The 16,159-nt window shown below is 48.0% G+C and carries 20 protein-coding genes and 1 tRNA gene; 9 read left to right on the top strand and 12 right to left on the bottom strand.

From position 1 onward, the window contains the following. The first annotated feature begins 251 nt into the window (after positions 1 to 251). Genes queC through queE form a run of 3 tightly spaced genes read left to right on the top strand, consistent with a single transcriptional unit; the run spans position 252 to position 2,105 of the window. A complete protein-coding gene (queC, locus tag AXG56_RS15095) occupies positions 252 to 917 on the top strand; it encodes a 7-cyano-7-deazaguanine synthase QueC (RefSeq protein WP_062515310.1) in 666 nt (221 codons plus the stop codon). Further along, complete coding sequence (gene queD / locus AXG56_RS15100; RefSeq protein ID WP_008632644.1) at positions 917 to 1,384, top strand: 6-carboxytetrahydropterin synthase QueD; 468 nt, start codon at positions 917 to 919, stop codon at positions 1,382 to 1,384. Before queC ends, queD begins: the two co-directional genes overlap by 1 nt. Beyond that, a complete protein-coding gene (gene queE, locus AXG56_RS15105; RefSeq protein WP_062515315.1) occupies positions 1,377 to 2,105 on the top strand; it encodes a 7-carboxy-7-deazaguanine synthase QueE in 729 nt (242 codons plus the stop codon). The genes queD and queE overlap by 8 nt, the downstream gene beginning before the upstream one ends. Positions 2,106 to 2,147: 42 nt before the next feature. On the opposite strand, the gene AXG56_RS19020 is transcribed toward queE, so the two are convergent. From AXG56_RS19020 to AXG56_RS15125, 5 genes are all read right to left on the bottom strand, one after another. Then, positions 2,148 to 2,315: a YqaE/Pmp3 family membrane protein gene (locus AXG56_RS19020; protein ID WP_008632649.1), complete on the bottom strand. Its 168-nt coding sequence runs from the start codon at positions 2,313 to 2,315 to the stop codon at positions 2,148 to 2,150. A gap of 6 nt (positions 2,316 to 2,321) precedes the next feature. Continuing rightward, on the bottom strand, positions 2,322 to 3,053 hold the full coding sequence (locus AXG56_RS15110) for a phosphatase PAP2 family protein (RefSeq protein ID WP_008632651.1): 732 nt from the start codon (positions 3,051 to 3,053) through the stop codon (positions 2,322 to 2,324). 64 nt (positions 3,054 to 3,117) lie between these two features. Beyond that, a complete protein-coding gene (locus AXG56_RS15115) occupies positions 3,118 to 4,092 on the bottom strand; it encodes a bile acid:sodium symporter family protein (protein WP_062515318.1) in 975 nt (324 codons plus the stop codon). Positions 4,093 to 4,235: 143 nt separating this feature from the next. Next, positions 4,236 to 5,135 (bottom strand): CsxC family protein, encoded by a 900-nt coding sequence (locus AXG56_RS15120; protein ID WP_051348978.1) that lies wholly within the window; start codon positions 5,133 to 5,135, stop codon positions 4,236 to 4,238. A gap of 202 nt (positions 5,136 to 5,337) precedes the next feature. After that, positions 5,338 to 5,410, bottom strand: a tRNA-Ala gene (locus AXG56_RS15125). A 184-nt stretch (positions 5,411 to 5,594) separates the two neighbouring features. Between AXG56_RS15125 and AXG56_RS19790 the strand changes: the two genes are divergently transcribed. Next, a complete protein-coding gene (locus tag AXG56_RS19790) occupies positions 5,595 to 7,622 on the top strand; it encodes a methyl-accepting chemotaxis protein (protein ID WP_082794492.1) in 2,028 nt (675 codons plus the stop codon). Positions 7,623 to 7,663: 41 nt separating this feature from the next. Here AXG56_RS19790 and AXG56_RS15135 read toward each other — a convergent pair whose 3' ends face one another. From AXG56_RS15135 to trpE, 7 genes are read right to left on the bottom strand one after another with little or no spacing between them, the layout of a single operon-like run. Next, positions 7,664 to 8,248 (bottom strand): aminodeoxychorismate/anthranilate synthase component II, encoded by a 585-nt coding sequence (locus AXG56_RS15135; protein WP_026578607.1) that lies wholly within the window; start codon positions 8,246 to 8,248, stop codon positions 7,664 to 7,666. Between the two features lie 34 nt (positions 8,249 to 8,282). After that, complete coding sequence (gene trpA, locus AXG56_RS15140; RefSeq protein WP_062515321.1) at positions 8,283 to 9,083, bottom strand: tryptophan synthase subunit alpha; 801 nt, start codon at positions 9,081 to 9,083, stop codon at positions 8,283 to 8,285. A 1-nt stretch (position 9,084) separates the two neighbouring features. Further along, positions 9,085 to 10,278 carry a tryptophan synthase subunit beta gene (gene trpB, locus AXG56_RS15145; RefSeq protein ID WP_008632670.1) on the bottom strand — a complete coding sequence of 398 codons (1,194 nt, stop codon included), beginning with the start codon at positions 10,276 to 10,278 and terminating at the stop codon, positions 9,085 to 9,087. Beyond that, positions 10,259 to 10,915, bottom strand: a complete 657-nt coding sequence (locus tag AXG56_RS15150) for a phosphoribosylanthranilate isomerase (RefSeq protein ID WP_026578609.1) — start codon at positions 10,913 to 10,915, stop codon at positions 10,259 to 10,261. The genes trpB and AXG56_RS15150 overlap by 20 nt, the downstream gene beginning before the upstream one ends. Further along, entirely contained in the window at positions 10,912 to 11,676 is a 765-nt protein-coding gene (gene trpC / locus AXG56_RS15155) for an indole-3-glycerol phosphate synthase TrpC (RefSeq protein WP_062515323.1), read from the bottom strand. Before trpC ends, AXG56_RS15150 begins: the two co-directional genes overlap by 4 nt. After that, complete coding sequence (gene trpD / locus AXG56_RS15160) at positions 11,669 to 12,691, bottom strand: anthranilate phosphoribosyltransferase (protein WP_008632674.1); 1,023 nt, start codon at positions 12,689 to 12,691, stop codon at positions 11,669 to 11,671. Before trpD ends, trpC begins: the two co-directional genes overlap by 8 nt. Next, on the bottom strand, positions 12,688 to 14,202 hold the full coding sequence (trpE, locus tag AXG56_RS15165) for an anthranilate synthase component I (RefSeq protein WP_062515325.1): 1,515 nt from the start codon (positions 14,200 to 14,202) through the stop codon (positions 12,688 to 12,690). The genes trpD and trpE overlap by 4 nt, the downstream gene beginning before the upstream one ends. A gap of 384 nt (positions 14,203 to 14,586) precedes the next feature. Between trpE and AXG56_RS15170 the strand changes: the two genes are divergently transcribed. From AXG56_RS15170 to AXG56_RS15190, 5 genes are read left to right on the top strand one after another with little or no spacing between them, the layout of a single operon-like run. Next, positions 14,587 to 15,093 carry a sigma-70 family RNA polymerase sigma factor gene (locus AXG56_RS15170; protein ID WP_062515695.1) on the top strand — a complete coding sequence of 169 codons (507 nt, stop codon included), beginning with the start codon at positions 14,587 to 14,589 and terminating at the stop codon, positions 15,091 to 15,093. Beyond that, positions 15,086 to 15,403 (top strand): YxlC family protein, encoded by a 318-nt coding sequence (locus AXG56_RS15175; protein WP_026578612.1) that lies wholly within the window; start codon positions 15,086 to 15,088, stop codon positions 15,401 to 15,403. The genes AXG56_RS15170 and AXG56_RS15175 overlap by 8 nt, the downstream gene beginning before the upstream one ends. After that, positions 15,400 to 15,609, top strand: a complete 210-nt coding sequence (locus AXG56_RS15180) for a hypothetical protein (protein WP_026578613.1) — start codon at positions 15,400 to 15,402, stop codon at positions 15,607 to 15,609. Before AXG56_RS15175 ends, AXG56_RS15180 begins: the two co-directional genes overlap by 4 nt. Beyond that, complete coding sequence (locus tag AXG56_RS15185; RefSeq protein WP_008632679.1) at positions 15,606 to 15,791, top strand: hypothetical protein; 186 nt, start codon at positions 15,606 to 15,608, stop codon at positions 15,789 to 15,791. The genes AXG56_RS15180 and AXG56_RS15185 overlap by 4 nt, the downstream gene beginning before the upstream one ends. Beyond that, on the top strand, positions 15,772 to 16,095 hold the full coding sequence (locus AXG56_RS15190) for a YbjQ family protein (RefSeq protein ID WP_062515327.1): 324 nt from the start codon (positions 15,772 to 15,774) through the stop codon (positions 16,093 to 16,095). Before AXG56_RS15185 ends, AXG56_RS15190 begins: the two co-directional genes overlap by 20 nt. Positions 16,096 to 16,159: the final 64 nt, after the last annotated feature.

Here is a 16,159-nt window from a genome sequence, read left to right on the forward strand (position 1 = left end):
ACAGGTAAATCGCAATTTTTTAACTAATGAGCCTATTCCACCTCTCCAAGTCTTTCCTTCCCTTTTTCACCTGCTCCATGTTAGAATAAGGGAAGCAATGGAATAAAATCTGCAGACAGATGCAGGAGAGGTTCTAGCGACACCCTCTATAAAAAACTAAGGATGGAACTGTACCTTACCTTAGGTACGGTTTTTTTAGTGTTTTGGGTGTATAGAATACTCTCTTTCCTATATGGAAGGGGAATTTTTTTATGGAAAAAAACAACAAAGCCGTGGTTGTATTCAGCGGCGGCCAGGACAGTACAACGTGTCTGTACTGGGCTTTAGAGAAGTTCGATCACGTCGAAGCCGTAACCTTTGATTACGACCAGCGGCATAAAGAAGAAATTGAAGTTGCCAAAGAAATCGCCGCCGATAAAGGCGTCCGCCATCATATCCTGGATATGGCTCTCTTGAACCAGCTCGCACCGAACGCTTTGACGCGTAATGATATGGAAGTGAAAGACGGCGAAAACGGGGAGCTCCCATCCACCTTCGTTCCGGGCAGGAACTTGTTGTTCTTATCCTTCGCTTCCATTCTTGCCAGACAGATCGGTGCCAAGCACGTGATCACCGGCGTATGTGAAACAGATTTCAGCGGCTATCCGGACTGCCGTGACGTCTTTGTGAAATCACTGAACGTCACCCTCAACTTGTCCATGGATGACGAATTCGTCCTTCACACACCGCTTATGTGGCTCGATAAAGCCGAGACATGGGAGCTTGCTGATACACTCGGTGGATTCGAATATGTGCGCGAAAAGACGCTTACGTGTTATAACGGCATACGCGGAGAAGGCTGCGGCGACTGCCCGGCGTGCCGCCTCCGTCAGAATGGTCTGGATATGTATCTTGCTCAAAAAGAGGTGAGCCGCTGATGTTCGGCTTCACCATTGTAGAAAACTTACAGAAAATAGATGAAGACATTAAGCGCCAGGATTTGAAGTATCATTCCAAGCGGGTTATGGTAAGCAAAGAATTCACCTTCGACGCGGCCCATCACCTGCACTGTTATGAAGGAAAGTGCAAAAATCTGCACGGCCATACGTACAAAGTCATCTTCGGTATAAGCGGATTCGTTGATGATATCGGACTTGTCATCGACTTCGGTGATATCAAACAGATATGGAAAGAAAGCATTGAGGTCCATCTCGATCACCGCTATTTAAATGACACGCTCCCTAACATGAATACGACGGCTGAAAACATGGTCGTCTGGATTTATAATCAGATGGAAGAAGCACTGTTAAACCGCGGTGACGGCTCCCGCGTGGAGTTCGTGAAGCTTTATGAGACGCCGACAAGTTATGCAGAAGCAAGACGGGAGTGGATGCGCGATGAATAAGTTTCCCGTCTTGGAAATCTTCGGACCTACGATACAGGGAGAAGGCATGGTCGTCGGTAGAAAAACGATGTTCGTCCGGACGGCCGGCTGTGATTACAGCTGCGCCTGGTGCGATTCTGCTTTTACTTGGGACGGCAGCGCAAAAGAGGATATCGAACGCCTGACTGCCGAGGAAATCATCACCCGCTTGAAAGAAACCGGTGGGGAACGCTTCGATCACGTCACCATCTCAGGCGGCAACCCTGCTTTGCTGAAACATTTAAACGAATTGATTGACGGACTTCACGACCTCGGTATCGAGGTCGCATTGGAAACACAAGGAAGCCGTTATCAGGACTGGTTCCCGGACATCGATGACCTTACCATCTCTCCGAAGCCGCCAAGCTCATTGATGAAGACGGATTGGAACATCCTCGATGACATCCTTCATCGCTTGGAAAGGAAGGGCCGGAGTGATTCTACAAGTTTGAAGGTCGTCATTTTCAACGAAGAAGATTTGGATTATGCAGCGCAGGTCCATGAACGATATCCAGCCATTCCTTTCTTCCTGCAGGTCGGAAACGATGACCTCAAGGAAGGCGAACCGGCGAACCTGGCCGGTCATCTGCTTGAACAATATGAATGGCTGATCGATCAGGTAGTCGCCTCGGAAAAGCTTAATCACGTCCGTGTGCTGCCGCAGGTACATGCCCTCGTCTGGGGAAACAAACGAGGAGTTTAATCAAAAAGAAGCGTCTGAAGGGATCCCTTCAGACGCTTCTTCTCATCTATGCTTCTTTCTATCGTAATGACCTTTAACAACTACGGCTGCATGAACCGCTCCCGGCACGTAAAAGAGCATGGTCAAAATTAAGTTCAGCAGCGCTTTCAACGGCTGACCCGTAAACAAGACCGCTAGCGGCGGCAGAAATATAACTAAGATGTATAACATGATGTATCACTCCTCCATCTTCTTATTCCCCCCGGAGCTCATTTTATAACCTTGTTGTCGGCGCCGCTGATTCCAAAGCGTCACTTCGAGAGCAGCGATACAAACAAGCAGCCAGGCAAGTCCGAATAAGAAGCCGGCAGTGATGTCCGTCAGGTAGTGGACACCCACATAAACGCGGGAAAACCCCACGAGCAGGATTACCAGTCCCAGCAGAAGACCGAGCGTGACTTTCCACTTCCGCTGAAGACGGCTGATGACGACAACATAGATCATGAATCCATAGAAAACCATCGACCCTGTCGAGTGACCGCTTGGAAAACTGAATCCTGTCCCGTCATATTGCGCCAGCACCTCGGGCCGCTCCCGTTCGAACGTGAGCTTGAGAGCCTTTGTCAACAGGCTGATACCCGCCATGTTGACAAGGAAGAAGACGGCCACCCATCGGCTGAGTTTGGAGAAGAATAACAAGTAACCCAGTACGAGGACGGTAGCTGTCGTCAAGAACCATACGGACCCTAGTTCGGTTAATCCGCCCCAGGCTGTATCGAGCCACGGAGACCGAATGGCCCCAAAGAAATCCTGAGCCGCCTGATCCATGAAGAACTGGTCCTGCTCCAATACATCCTCGGCAAGTTCTGCAAAGAAAAACAACGCCCCTCCCACTAGGACGAATCCAGCTGCGATGAGCAGGATCGATACTTTGGAGAGATCGGATAATTTAATTCCTGAAAATAACATACGCGCCTCCCGTCCTTCCTTCTATTCCATCAGATTCCCCTGTTTCTTTAACTATAAAACGCCTTTATATCTGTTTGTGCGTCAGTGCGGCCACACCTTTATCGCCTTTCCCAAAGTTGTCCAGCCACTTGCCGGCGAAGGAGGCAAGGACCTGTTGGAACAACATTCCGACGATGACCGGAACGGCGACCGGTGGTGGAAAATAGGTGATGGCGATCACGGCACCGCCGCTGATATTACGCATTCCACTGTTGAACGTGAGCGACAGGACACTGCCACGCTCCACCCGCAGCAGCCGACCGGTCCAAAACCCGAGCACATAGGACAACGCAGCCAGACACAGGACCGTCACTCCGGTCCAAACCAGCGTTTGGTCGATCACTCTCAAATAAGGAGCGACGGCAGAGCTGTTGATCGTCACAACGAGACCGATCCCGATTTTCGTCAATGGCGCTAGGTTGGTTTCCATTTTGGACGTGAAAGAAGCCCTCCCCCACTGATTGACAGCCATTCCGGCCAGAGAAGGGATAACGATCATGAACAGAAGACCGACCATGATGTCGCCTATGTCCATCTGGACAGAGCCCCCGACCAACAGCTGCATAACCAAGGGTACTGTAAACGGAGCAAGAAGCGTATCAATCAGTATGATGGAGAGCGTCAGCACGACGTTTCCTTTATAGATGGAAACCCAGATCAAAGACGTAATCCCCGTAGGAATGACAAAGGACAGCACCAGCCCGATTGTCGTATAATCCTCCTTCCCGAACAATAAGCTTCCGACTCCAAGAGCAATTAAAGGCATGATGATATGTAATAAGACGATACATGCAACCAGTGCGACCGGATGTCTGAGTACTTTTTTCAAATCGGTAAAGTTCGATCCAAGGCTGCCGGCAAACGTCATGACCGCAAAGATCCACGGCACGAGGAAGACGAAGTTATCGAACCATTCCGCAAGCAGGACACCGATCACCACCGCGCTTGGCGTAATATAGGGCATCAGACGCTGTAAAACACGGTTGAAAGACACGATCATAGCAAAGACTCTCCCTTTTTTTCCTTCTATTATACCTTTTCAAACCACACAAAAACACGGTATCCCAGTGGCACCAAACGCCCGCTTCCTACATAAAATAACAAAAAGGCCCGACCCGTAAAGGATCAGACCCTTGCAGATAATTATCTGCCTCTGTTCATTTTATTCTGGATGCGACCTTGTGTCGCTTGATTCTGCGCACCAGGCTCTTCTCCATCAGGAAGCTCATCGAACTGCTGTGACTGAATCAGACGGAAGATAAGCAATACTTCTGCTTTTTCTACAATCTTACAGAAACGGCCCCACTTGTCGACATGCTTATACAAGTCAATGTCGTTTACCGCACTGAACAAAAGACGGCACTCGATCGGCTCGTTGTAATATTCGAACGTAAGACCGCCGGATACACAATGGTCGCCTCCCATGCCCTTCTTATCAACAAAGATTCTCTCTCCTGTGCTTGTAGACTTTTCACTGAAGAATTGAGTCGGGAAGTTCTCGATTTCCACTGTTTGGTTGCAGCTGAAAGGAACTTCTACAGAGTAATCCTGCAGGTACCCGCTGCACTCTTCTACATACTGAATGTTCTTGTGGATATAACCAGACACGAATACGTTGACGGAAGCTTCTGTAGCGATAGACGGGATCGCTTTACACTGAGTCAAGTACACGTTTCGGCGCACGTTTTTGATTTCACGTGCAGCCGTAGGAAGGGTAATTTCAGACTCAACAAGTGCCTGCAATTCCACATCACGAAGAACGACCGGCAGGAAGAATCCACCTCCAAAGCCTTCCGAATTACAGTTGACGCTTACTGTTTCCGCAATATCACACTCTGGATATTGCTTTGAACAGCTGTTTTTCCTTTCGGGGTAGAATTTCCCTGTTCCAGTCGTACCGCCAGCCAAGTTTCCTGGTTGACGCAGGCCATACCCGCCGTATGGTTGACCTGCGGCATTTGTTCCGTTTGTACGGCTGCAGCCACCAAGCCCGGACAGGCGGTTAGATCTGAAAGACTGACTGTTTGGATCGTAAATATACATCGCTTTCTCTCCTTGAAATAATATAAAGCCAAATTTATTGACTTATTATTATGTATGTCAGAGAGGCAGTGTTGGTATAGTCAAATGATGGACTTATAGTAATTTACATGGAAAATATAGAGAAATAGGCATTCTATCGTTAAAAGGGAATTATAGAAAAAATAAAAAGCACTTGCATATGCAAGTGCTTTTTATATCGAAGTGGAGCATAGCGGGCTCGAACCGCTGACCTCTACACTGCCAGTGTAGCGCTCTCCCAGCTGAGCTAATGCCCCGTATTTTGAAGACAATTAATATAATAGCACCTTCCTTCCCCACTTTCAATACTAATCTTTTCATTTATTTTAATTAGATAACGCTCTCATAGAAACATCCTCTTTACAACTCTTAATCCGATGCCGATACAAGAGAGAAGAAAGCACTGGGAGAACACAAAGAAAGTAATACGGGAGGGTACCAATGAAGAAGAAAGAGAAGATCAAGAAGAAACAGCGTCCATCCATTTTCACAAAGACGATTCAGCGGCAGATTTTGATTCCTTTTCTTACGTTAATTGTCATCGCCGGCATTGTCGTCGGCATTGCCAGCTATTCCTTCAGCGTGGATAACACGACGGCAGAGCTCACAGACAATGTGGAAGAACAAATGAAGACGTTGAGTCAGTCCTTCGATATTTTCCTCGAAGCACAGGAAGATACGATCAATTACTATTCCGGCCAGGAGGAATTCTTAAATATAGAATCAGACCCTGATGCGGTCATAGAAGAGCTCAATGACATACGCGCCTCCAATGATATTGTCCAAAATGCGTATGTAGGTATGGAATCGGAAGGAACGACTGTGTCCGACGATGAACTGAAGCTCCCCGATGACTTCGATGCGCGCACACGCCCGTGGTATCAAGATGCCGTGGACAATGCCGGTTCTCTCGTCTGGACGGAACCGTACTTGGATGTAAATACGGAAGAGACCATTATGAGTGTCGCTAAAGCGGTGCAAAACGGTGACGAGCTCGTCGGCGTCTTTTCTATCGATATCAATATGAGCTCCCTCCTCCGTCTGATCGATGGCGTGAAAATCGCAGATTCCGGCTATGCTGCTATTTTTGCAGAAAACGGCATATTCATCTCCCACCCGCAGGAAGACCTTGTCGGAACGGATATTACAGAAAACAGCTTTTATACTTCTATTATGAATCAAAACAAACAGTCAGGCGTTATTTCTTATCAATATGAAGGAAAAGATAAGACACTCGGCTACTCAAAGAATGATATAACCGGATGGATCATAATCGGAACGGTCGATAAAGCGGATCTCGAACAGCAAAGTGCCGCCATCATTATTCCGATTGCCATTACAGTCCTGATCATTTTATTGTTGTCAATCATAGCCGCTACATTGATTACAAGAAGAATCCGCAAGCCGATTGTCCGACTGCAGTCACAAATGAAGGAAGTAGAAGAGGGCAACCTCACCATTGATCTTCGACAGAATCGAGAGGATGAGATCGGTCAATTGGCGGGATCCACTCATGAAATGAAAGAAGGAATCAGACAAATCATCCTCCAACTTCAAGGTGCGGTAGAATCTGTCCGCACACAAAGTTCCGGCTTGAGGCTGTCTGCAAACGAAGTACAGGAAGGTAGTGAGCAGATTGCATCTACGATGGAACAGCTGTCAGCAGGCGCGGAATCACAGGCCCACAGTTCTTCCAAACTATCAGAAATGATGGAAGCTTTCACCACGGAAATACGGGAGGCTTATGAGAATGGCAAGGGAATCTCGGAGTCCTCTGGATCAGTTCTTCGCATGACGAACGAAGGCAGTGACATGATGCGTCATTCTGTCGATCAAATGCAGACAATAGACCGCATCGTCAAAGAATCTGTTGATAAGGTTCGGGGCTTAGACAGTCAATCCCAGCAGATTTCAAAACTTGTCCAAGTCATTCAGGATATCGCCAACCAGACGAACCTCCTTTCTCTGAATGCAGCTATTGAAGCAGCAAGAGCAGGGGAGCATGGGAAAGGATTCGCCGTCGTTGCTGATGAAGTCCGCAAGCTCGCCGAGCAGGTCTCTCATTCTGTCGAAGATATCACATCAATTGTCGATACGATTCAAACGGAATCCGGTGAGGTGGCCGCTACTCTTCAGAATGGTTACAAAGAGGTCGATCAAGGTACCACCCTGATGAAACAAACCGGGGAAACCTTTGATAAAATTCAGCATTCTGTCACAGATATGGTGGCGCGCACACGGGAAATTTCTGCAAAGCTCCAAAAGATCTCGGAAGACAGTTATGAAATGAATACATCGATTGAAGAAGTGGCTTCTGTTTCGGAAGAATCCGCCGCCGGTGTCGAACAGGTCACCGCAGCGGCCCAGCAGTCCAACAGTTCTGTGGAAGAAGTATCGAACAGCGCCGAAGACTTAGCAGAGCTATCGAATGTACTGAACGATCAAATAAAACGATTCAAAGTCGATTGAACCTCATAAGAAAAAGCCTCCCGGTCAATGGGAGGCTTTTCTTATGATAATAATGCTTTCGCACGCTGCTTAATAAGATTCTCCAGCAGCTTCCTGCCGTCTGCCGTGCCGATCGATTCCGGATGGAACTGGACGCCCTCTATAGGAAGAGCCTTATGACGGATTCCCATGATTTCTCCTTCCGCAGTCTTCGATGTGACTTCAAAATCCTCCGGCACTCCATCCTGCTTCACTATCAGCGAATGATAGCGCATCACTTCCATCGGATTATTCAATCCATCATAAATACCACGGCCGTCATGGTGGATGAGGGATGATTTCCCGTGCATTAAGCGGTCTGCACGAACCACCTTCCCCCCGAACACCTGAGCAATTGACTGGTGGCCGAGACAGACACCGAATATAGGAATGCTGTCCTTGAATGCAGCGATGACGTCCAGCGTCATCCCTGTTTCATCCGGAGAACAAGGTCCCGGCGAAAGGAAAATCAGATCAGGGTTACATTCTTTAATTTCACTCAAGCATACTTCATCGTTTCTTCTGACGATGATCTCCTCTCCCAAATCCCCTAAATACTGCACAAGGTTATAAGTGAAAGAATCATAATGGTCAATCATGTATATCACTCTGCTCCACTCCTCTCAGCTGTGCCGGCAGCGACTATTCGACCAGGTCACGGATGCCTTTAGTAAAGTTATCAAGAGCTTCATCTCTACGGCCGGCTTCTACGTGCTGCAACTCTTCTTCGATCAAACGGATGATTTTACTTCCGATAATGACTCCATCCGCATGATGACGCACAAGTTTCACGTGCTCGTTAGTGGAGATGCCGAAACCGACCGCAACCGGTACCTTGCTGTGTTCTCTCACTTTTTCAATGAAGGAGAGCGCTTCTCCGGACATGTCATTCCGTTCTCCTGTGACTCCAAGTGAAGAAACGCAGTACAAAAAGCCTTTTGCATTCTCTGCAATCTGCTTGATCCGTTGATCGGAGTTCGGAGCGACAAGGGAAATGAATTCAATGCCCCTCTCTTCAGCCATGCTCCGTACCTCTGCACTCTCCTCATATGGAAGGTCAGGAATGAGCACCCCTTCTACTCCGTTTGCTTCCAGCTTATCGAAGAAGTCTTTATGTCCAATCTGCAGAACAGGATTGTAGTAGGTGAAAATGACAACCGGTATTTCCACCCCGTTGTCCCGCAATGCCGGGACCAGTTCTATCGCTTTTCTCAAAGACATACCGCTCTTCAAAGCGCGCTTGGCGGCGCGCTGGATAGTCGGACCATCTGCAAGCGGGTCCGAATAAGGGACGCCAAGTTCAAGGATGTCCGCTCCTTCCGCTTGGAGTCTAAGAGCAAAGTCTATAGTGTATTGGGGGGCCGGATCACCTGCAACGATGAAAGGAATGAATAAGTCTTCTGTTTTCGTCAATTTACCTTGGAACGCTGTTTTCGTAAGCATGTCATACCTCCTCCTGGAAGTGTTCCATCAATGTCGCCATATCTTTGTCGCCCCGACCGGACAAATTAATGAGAATCGTTTCTTCCGGTTTCATCGACCCGGCTTCCTTGAACGCCTGGGCAAGTGCATGAGCACTTTCAATAGCCGGTATGATTCCTTCCGTTTGCGTCAACAATTTCAAGGCATCCAATGCTTCCTGATCCGTAATCGATTCGTAACGCACACGCTTCGTTTGGAAAAGATGTGCGTGTTCCGGTCCGATTCCGGGATAATCAAGTCCTGCGGAAATCGAATACGGCTCTGTAATCTGGCCATTCTCATCCTGCATCAAATAAGTAAGAGAACCATGGATGACGCCGGGCGTCCCTTTCGTCAATGTCGCCGCATGCTCTGGTGTCTCCACCCCTTTGCCTGCCGCTTCCACGCCGATCAACTCCGATTCATCTTCCAAGAAAGGATAAAACATACCCATAGCATTGCTTCCTCCGCCTACGCAGGCGTAAATACGGTCGGGCAGCTCCGGCTCCGCCTCAAGGAATTGTCGCTTCGATTCATCCCCAATAATACGCTGAAAATCACGGACCATCTTCGGATACGGATGAGGTCCCACGACAGAACCGATCAAATAAAAATGGTCCTCACAGTTGGCTACCCAGTATCGTATAGCTTCGTTCGTCGCATCTTTAAGCGTGCCGTTTCCGCTTGACACGGAAATGACTTCTGCGCCGAGCAGCTTCATTCTAAATACGTTAAGCTCCTGCCGGCGGATATCCTCTTCGCCCATGAACACTTTACACTCCAGACCGAACTTTGCCGCCACCGTTGCAGAGGCGACGCCATGCTGGCCAGCACCCGTTTCGGCGATGATTTTCTTCTTGCCCATACGCTTCGCCAACAGGGCCTGTCCGACGGCATTGTTCAACTTGTGGGCGCCGGTATGATTCAGGTCCTCCCGCTTCAGATACACTTTCGCCCCGCCGAGATGTTCCGTTATCTTATCTGCAAAGGTAAGGGAAGTAGGTCTGCCGGCGTATTCTTTTAATATATGATGATACTCCTCCATGAAGGATGAATCGTTCAATGCTTCATCTAATGCATCTTCCAACTCTTGAAGGGGACCCATCAGTGTTTCCGGAACATATTTCCCTCCGAAATCACCAAAACGGCCTTTTATATCAGGTAATACTTGCAACATTACGCTCCACCTCTTTCATGACTGCTTGAATCTTGCCGATATCTTTTGTTTCATTGGATTCGATACCACTGGACAGATCGATCCCATCCGGGTCGTAAGTAAGAAGCTCTGCCACGTTTTCCGGCCTTATTCCACCTGCAATAAGACAGGGAACGCCCTGCTCATAAGCAGCGCTCTGATAGGAAGGAACAGCTTCCCAATCGAATCGAACGCCGGTTCCGCCCGCTTGACCATCCACTTTAGAATCGATCACATACCCGTCGGCAACTCCTTGAAAAATCTCCATTTGGTTCATCCCGTTCTCTTGATGATGAATGACCTTCCAAACCGGAAGGCCGAATGCTTCTTTAATGCGCAGGAGCTGGGATACGGTTTCGTTTCCATGGAGCTGTATAACGTCAAGTGGAACAAAATGAAGAATCTGTTCCAGTTCCTCAAGTGTCGGTTCAATGAAAACCCCGACAAGCTTCTGCTTTGGCCGGATCTTCCTGATCCAGCGGGCGACGGCTTCCGGACGAACATACCTTTTCGTTCTTCTGACGAAAATGAAACCTAAATGCGTCGCTTCCGAGGAAGTAGTCTTGGCGACATCCGAGAGCGACCGGTTTCCACACAGTTTGACAATCGGCTCCTTCATCGGACATCTTCCCCTTCCATCAGCACTTGAACAGCCTTGCCTATGTCCTGCTGTCTCATCAACGATTCACCGACGAGGATTCCTTCTGCTCCGAAGCTGGATACGGCAAGTAAGTCGTCATGCGTGAAAATGCCGCTTTCCGAAACAAGAAGAGCTTCTGCCGGAGCAAGCTTCGCCATCCGCTCTGTCTGAGAAAGCTTCGTTTCAAACGTATGCAGATTCCTGTTGTTGATGCCGAGTATTTCAGGGGTGAACTGCTTCAACAATCCCTCCAGCGTTTCTTCCCCATGCACTTCCACCAGCACTTCCATTCCAAGTTCATATGCCTGCAGATAAAGTTCGTGCAGGGCCTGTGCTTCCATCGCTTCTCCAATCAGAAGGACTGCATCCGCTCCAATAGAAGCACTTTCTACGATTTGTATGGGATCGATGAGGAAGTCTTTCCTAAGTACGGGTACATCGACCACCTGTTTTATGGAAGATAAGTAATCCCGGTGCCCCTGGAAGAAATGCTGATCCGTCAAAACAGAAATCGCCTGGACTCCCGCTTGATTGTAATCATGCGCGATCTTCACAGGATTAAAGTCTTCACGAATAATCCCTTTCGACGGAGAAGCCTTTTTCACTTCTGCGATCAGTCCCGCTCTATAGGGGGAAGTTTTCAAGGATTCATGCAGAGAATATTTCCTGTATGTTTGTTCTTCCGGTAAATACATTTTTTCAATTTCCTGCTGTTTGACTGCCAAGATGGTTTCAAGCATATTGACGATTCTCCCTTTCCGTTACAATGGATTCAAAGTAATCTTTGGTCACTCCTGTTCGAAGAGCTTCTTCGACCTGCTTTACTCCTTCGTGAAGGTCATCAGCTTTTCCTGCCACGTACAGGCCGGCAGCCGCGTTCATTTTGACTATATCGACGGCGCTTTGGTTTGATTCTCCGTAGAAAATCTCTTTGATGATTGCTGCGCTTTCCGAGGGTTCGGATGCTTTAATATCGTCAAGGGATCCCCTTGATAACCCGAAGTCTTCCGGAGTGATCGTATATCGGGTGATAGACCCTTCGTTCAGTTCAACTATATCCGTCACGCCTGTTATCGTTATTTCATCCAGACCGTCTCTGCCCGTAGCAAGCAGCACTCGTTCGGATCCGAGCTCTTTCAGCGTTTCGGCCATCTTCTCTGCATAATCCGTGGAGTAAATGCCAATCAGCTGCCGTTTGGCATTGGCTGGATTTGACATAGGTCCGAGGAGGTTGAATATCGTCCGGAATCCAAGTTCCTGCCTCGCCGGGCCGGCATGCTTCATTGCCTGATGATACAATGGTGCGAAAAGGAAAGTCATCCCTTTATCCTGCAGAGCCTTCGCTCCTTCTGCCGGTGTTGTATCGATTGGAATACCAAGCATCTCCAGTACATCTGCGCTCCCGCTCTTGGAAGAAACTTTTCGGTTTCCGTGTTTGGCAACTTTGACACCCATACTTGCAAGCACGATCGATACGGCCGTGGAGATATTGAACGTAGATGCACCGTCCCCTCCGGTACCGCATGTGTCGATGATGGTGGAATCATGGACATCCAGCTTCGTCATGTTGGCACGCATCGCCCGGACGAATCCTGTCATTTCTTCCACTGTCTCCCCGCGGAAACGCATGATGCTTAAAAGACTCGTCAACTGGGCTGTCGTAACCTCGCCCTGCATGATACCGTTCATCGTTTCGAACGCCTGCTGCTCATCCATTACTTCCCCTGATACAACTCTATTTAATAGCTCTTTCATCTCATCTCCACTCCTTCTCCGCTCTTCTCAAAAACCTTCTCTGCTAATTGAATCGTCCGCTTCAAAGCACTCGCTTTGTTCAGCGTCTCCTGATACTCTGCTTCGGGATCGGAGTCAGCCACCACTCCTGCCCCTGCCTGGACGTATAGATCCCGTCCCATAAGCGTCATCGTCCGGATCGTTATACATGAATCGATGTTACCGTCGAACCCGAGGTATAAGATGCCCCCGCCGTATAGATTTCTCGGAGTCGGTTCGAGCTCCCGCAATATCTGCATAGCGCGGACTTTCGGAGCTCCGGATAACGTTCCTGCCGGAAAGGAAGAAATAAGGGCATCAATCGGTGATACATCCTCTTTCAGTTCACCAATCACTTTACTTATGATGTGCATCACTTTGGAGAAACGACCAATCGTCATATATTCACTGACCTGAACCGATCCGTATTCGGCTACTCGACCAATATCGTTTCTGGCCAGATCCACAAGCATCCGGTGCTCAGCCAGTTCCTTTTCATCCTTCATCAGCTCTTCTGCAAGGCGGTCATCTTCCTCCTTGGTGCGGCCCCTCTTCCTTGTTCCTGCTATGGGATGGATTTCAAGCTTCCTGTCCCTTACTTCAAGAAGGCGCTCCGGAGAGCTTCCGATGACTTCCACGCCGCCCATCTTCAAATAGAACATGTACGGGGATGGATTCACATTCCGAAGAACGCGGTACAGTTCAAATCCGCTCCTGTCCGTTACCGTGTGGAAGCGCTGGGAAAGTACAGTCTGGAAGACATCACCCGCCAGAATGTATTCTTTAATACGTTCCACGTCCGCTTTGAATTTGTCCGGTTCATAATTGCTGTCCCATTCCATCTCTTCTTCAGACTCCGCCTCTTCCTGCATCATCAAGTCCGGCAGACCAGGAGCCTTCGCCAAGCGGGATTGGACTTTCTCGATCCTTCCCAGTGTATCTTCATAGGCACTTGTCAGGTTCTCTTCACCGCCGCTTCCGAGCCTTGCAAAGGACAAGATCGTCGTCTGCTTCGTTTTGTGATGATAAGCGATTAAAGTCTGGCAGAACAGCAGATGATAATTCGCAAGACTTCCAGCCTCCTCGGCTCTTGGAATCGGTTCATAATCGGATATTGCGTCATAGCTGATATAGCCGACACCTCCTCCTTTAAAAGGGAGATCGCTATCTTCAGCCGGTTTCACCTGCAGATCCTCCAACACCTTTTCGTAAGCTGCTTTGAAAGAAGGCGCTTCTTCTTCCTGCTTCGTCTGGAAATCTGTAATATAGAACGTGCTGTCCATTTCTTTTAATTCAATCATTGGATCTAAGCCAATAAAAGAATAGTTCGACCAGGGTGATTCCGGATCCTGGCTCTCGAGCATATATACCGCTTCGTTATTTAAAGCGTGAAACATGTGAATAGGTGTTAACGTATCCGTGTAAAAGGATTTAGTAATTGGGATGGTGCGATACAGGGATGCATCGCTTTGAAATGTTTCAAAAGTAGTCAAAAAGGCTCACCTCTCCATAGTAGTATGGAGAATGAGACGTTGAGGGTGATAAAACGAGTGGGGGGTTGTCATTGAATACTTACTTACGGCCAGGCAATCGGTCAGCTCCTTCGTCCGACGATTCCTCGCTCTCTCGGCTCAGCTCACTCTAACCTCAACTCAACTCATTCTCATCTCAACTTGCTTATTAAGCTTTCTCACAGTCTATAAAATTCAGACTTCAAAGTCAACAGCGATGTTTCCATGATTTGTAGGAAACAATAAGAAGAAGCAGGAACCGCCGCTTTTCACGGATAGGTCTGCATAAATAGAAAAGAAAGAAAAAAATTGAACGGATGACAGGGTTCATTCGTCATATAGGCAGATAGGAAATGAGGGATGCCCATGGACCTTGAGAGAATAAGAGCTGCCCAAGGGGACAACAAAGCTTTAGCAGGGCTGCTGAAAGATCACTACAGCTTCTTGTTCAAATACGCCTGGAAGATGTGCGGGGAGGAACAACTGGCTTATGACATTACCCAGGAAACAATCATGAAAGCGATCCGAAAGCTCCATCAGTATAAAGGGAATGCCAGCTTCTCCACATGGCTGCTGCAAATTGCAACGCATACCTTCCTTGATATGAAAAAGAAGCACAAGAATACCCGGTTCCTTCATGAGCATGAAATCAATCATATCGAAGCTGCCAAAGTACCCGAAGAATGGTTCGAAACCCAAACGGCCATATGGAAGCTGGAAGAGAAGCATCGTATCCCCATCCTTCTGAAGCATTATTACGGTTACGAATATGAAGAAATCGCTAACCTGTTAAAACTGAAAACCGGCACGGTCAAATCACGTGTTCACTATGGCCTGGACCGTTTACGGAAGGAGCTTAATATCGATGAATGATAATAATAAGAAACGTCTGATTGAACAGCATCTTCACGAAACGAGCAAGAAAATCGATGACTATTTGGAAGTGGATGAACCTTCCTTTCATCAATTTGAAGCTTGGATAGAAGAACATTCCAGGCGTTGGTATCAGCGGTTATGGATAGAACTTGTATGTCTGTGGCTGGTGGCAGCCATCGGTCTTTCCGCCTTATCGTTCACGTTTATCATGTTCCCATCCTTGTTCCTTATCATCCAGATTATTGCTGTCGGGAGCATGTGTGTGTATGCCCTTCGTGAAAAGCGGCGAACGGTGGTGACATCATGAAACAATACGGGCCTGAAGATATCCCTTTATGGGGATTTCTGCTTCTTGGAACGGTCTTGCTTACCCAAAGCTCGATTCTTTTTATAAAAGCAAGGCGAATCGATAAAGCTCCGTGGTTCTGGGGGCTGATCGGCATCATTCAATTTCCGGTACCGAGCATTCTGTTTTTCATCCTGCGGCGCACGGTCTGGAGGGAGACGCGTTGAAAATCAATCTTGTATTCGCTTGTCTTTTACTGCAGATCGCAGGATACGTCTCCTTGTTCTTCCATCTATGGACGGGGCTGATTCTTATCGCATGCTCGTATGCAGGGTTGTTCACTATATTATTTTTACTTGCGCAGGAGCGTAAAAAGGAGGAACCATTTAATGATTATCGTGACTACTGATTTTGTACATGGGTATGATCTTACAGCTATGAAAGGATTCGTCCGGGGAAGCACCGTTCAGTCGAAGCATATCGGACGCGACATCCTTGCCGGGTTAAAGAACGTCGTCGGAGGAGAAATTAAAGACTATACTGCAATGATGGACGAAGCCCGTCAGCAGGCTATCGGGCGCATGATCAAACACGCAGAAGAAAAAGGTGCGGATGCGGTAATCGCCCTCCGCCTGGAAACCTCTACGGTTACAAACTCTGCTTCAGAAATAATGGCATATGGGACCGCTGTGACTCTTAAACCCAAAGAATAAGCTCAAGGAATACAAGAAACAACATTAGCCCCTGTCAACTCCCATTGAGTGGAGTACAGGGGCT

This window comes from Halobacillus sp. KGW1 (assembly GCF_001592845.1).
Taxonomy (GTDB): Bacteria; Bacillota; Bacilli; order Bacillales; family Halobacillaceae; genus Halobacillus.

Coding starts and splice junctions, on each gene's coding strand:
- AXG56_RS15190 (WP_062515327.1), top strand. CDS start 15,772: ATGATTATCGTGACTACTGATTTTGTACATGGGTATGATCTTACAGCT.
- AXG56_RS19790 (WP_082794492.1), top strand. CDS start 5,595: ATGAAGAAGAAAGAGAAGATCAAGAAGAAACAGCGTCCATCCATTTTC.
- queE (WP_062515315.1), top strand. CDS start 1,377: ATGAATAAGTTTCCCGTCTTGGAAATCTTCGGACCTACGATACAGGGA.
- queC (WP_062515310.1), top strand. CDS start 252: ATGGAAAAAAACAACAAAGCCGTGGTTGTATTCAGCGGCGGCCAGGAC.
- AXG56_RS15150 (WP_026578609.1), bottom strand. CDS start 10,915: ATGAAGGAGCCGATTGTCAAACTGTGTGGAAACCGGTCGCTCTCGGAT.
- queD (WP_008632644.1), top strand. CDS start 917: ATGTTCGGCTTCACCATTGTAGAAAACTTACAGAAAATAGATGAAGAC.
- trpD (WP_008632674.1), bottom strand. CDS start 12,691: ATGAAAGAGCTATTAAATAGAGTTGTATCAGGGGAAGTAATGGATGAG.
- AXG56_RS15110 (WP_008632651.1), bottom strand. CDS start 3,053: ATGTTATTTTCAGGAATTAAATTATCCGATCTCTCCAAAGTATCGATC.
- AXG56_RS15170 (WP_062515695.1), top strand. CDS start 14,587: ATGGACCTTGAGAGAATAAGAGCTGCCCAAGGGGACAACAAAGCTTTA.
- AXG56_RS15120 (WP_051348978.1), bottom strand. CDS start 5,135: ATGTATATTTACGATCCAAACAGTCAGTCTTTCAGATCTAACCGCCTG.
- trpB (WP_008632670.1), bottom strand. CDS start 10,278: ATGTTGCAAGTATTACCTGATATAAAAGGCCGTTTTGGTGATTTCGGA.
- AXG56_RS15180 (WP_026578613.1), top strand. CDS start 15,400: ATGAAACAATACGGGCCTGAAGATATCCCTTTATGGGGATTTCTGCTT.
- trpC (WP_062515323.1), bottom strand. CDS start 11,676: ATGCTTGAAACCATCTTGGCAGTCAAACAGCAGGAAATTGAAAAAATG.
- AXG56_RS19020 (WP_008632649.1), bottom strand. CDS start 2,315: ATGTTATACATCTTAGTTATATTTCTGCCGCCGCTAGCGGTCTTGTTT.
- AXG56_RS15115 (WP_062515318.1), bottom strand. CDS start 4,092: ATGATCGTGTCTTTCAACCGTGTTTTACAGCGTCTGATGCCCTATATT.
- AXG56_RS15175 (WP_026578612.1), top strand. CDS start 15,086: ATGAATGATAATAATAAGAAACGTCTGATTGAACAGCATCTTCACGAA.
- trpA (WP_062515321.1), bottom strand. CDS start 9,083: ATGCTTACGAAAACAGCGTTCCAAGGTAAATTGACGAAAACAGAAGAC.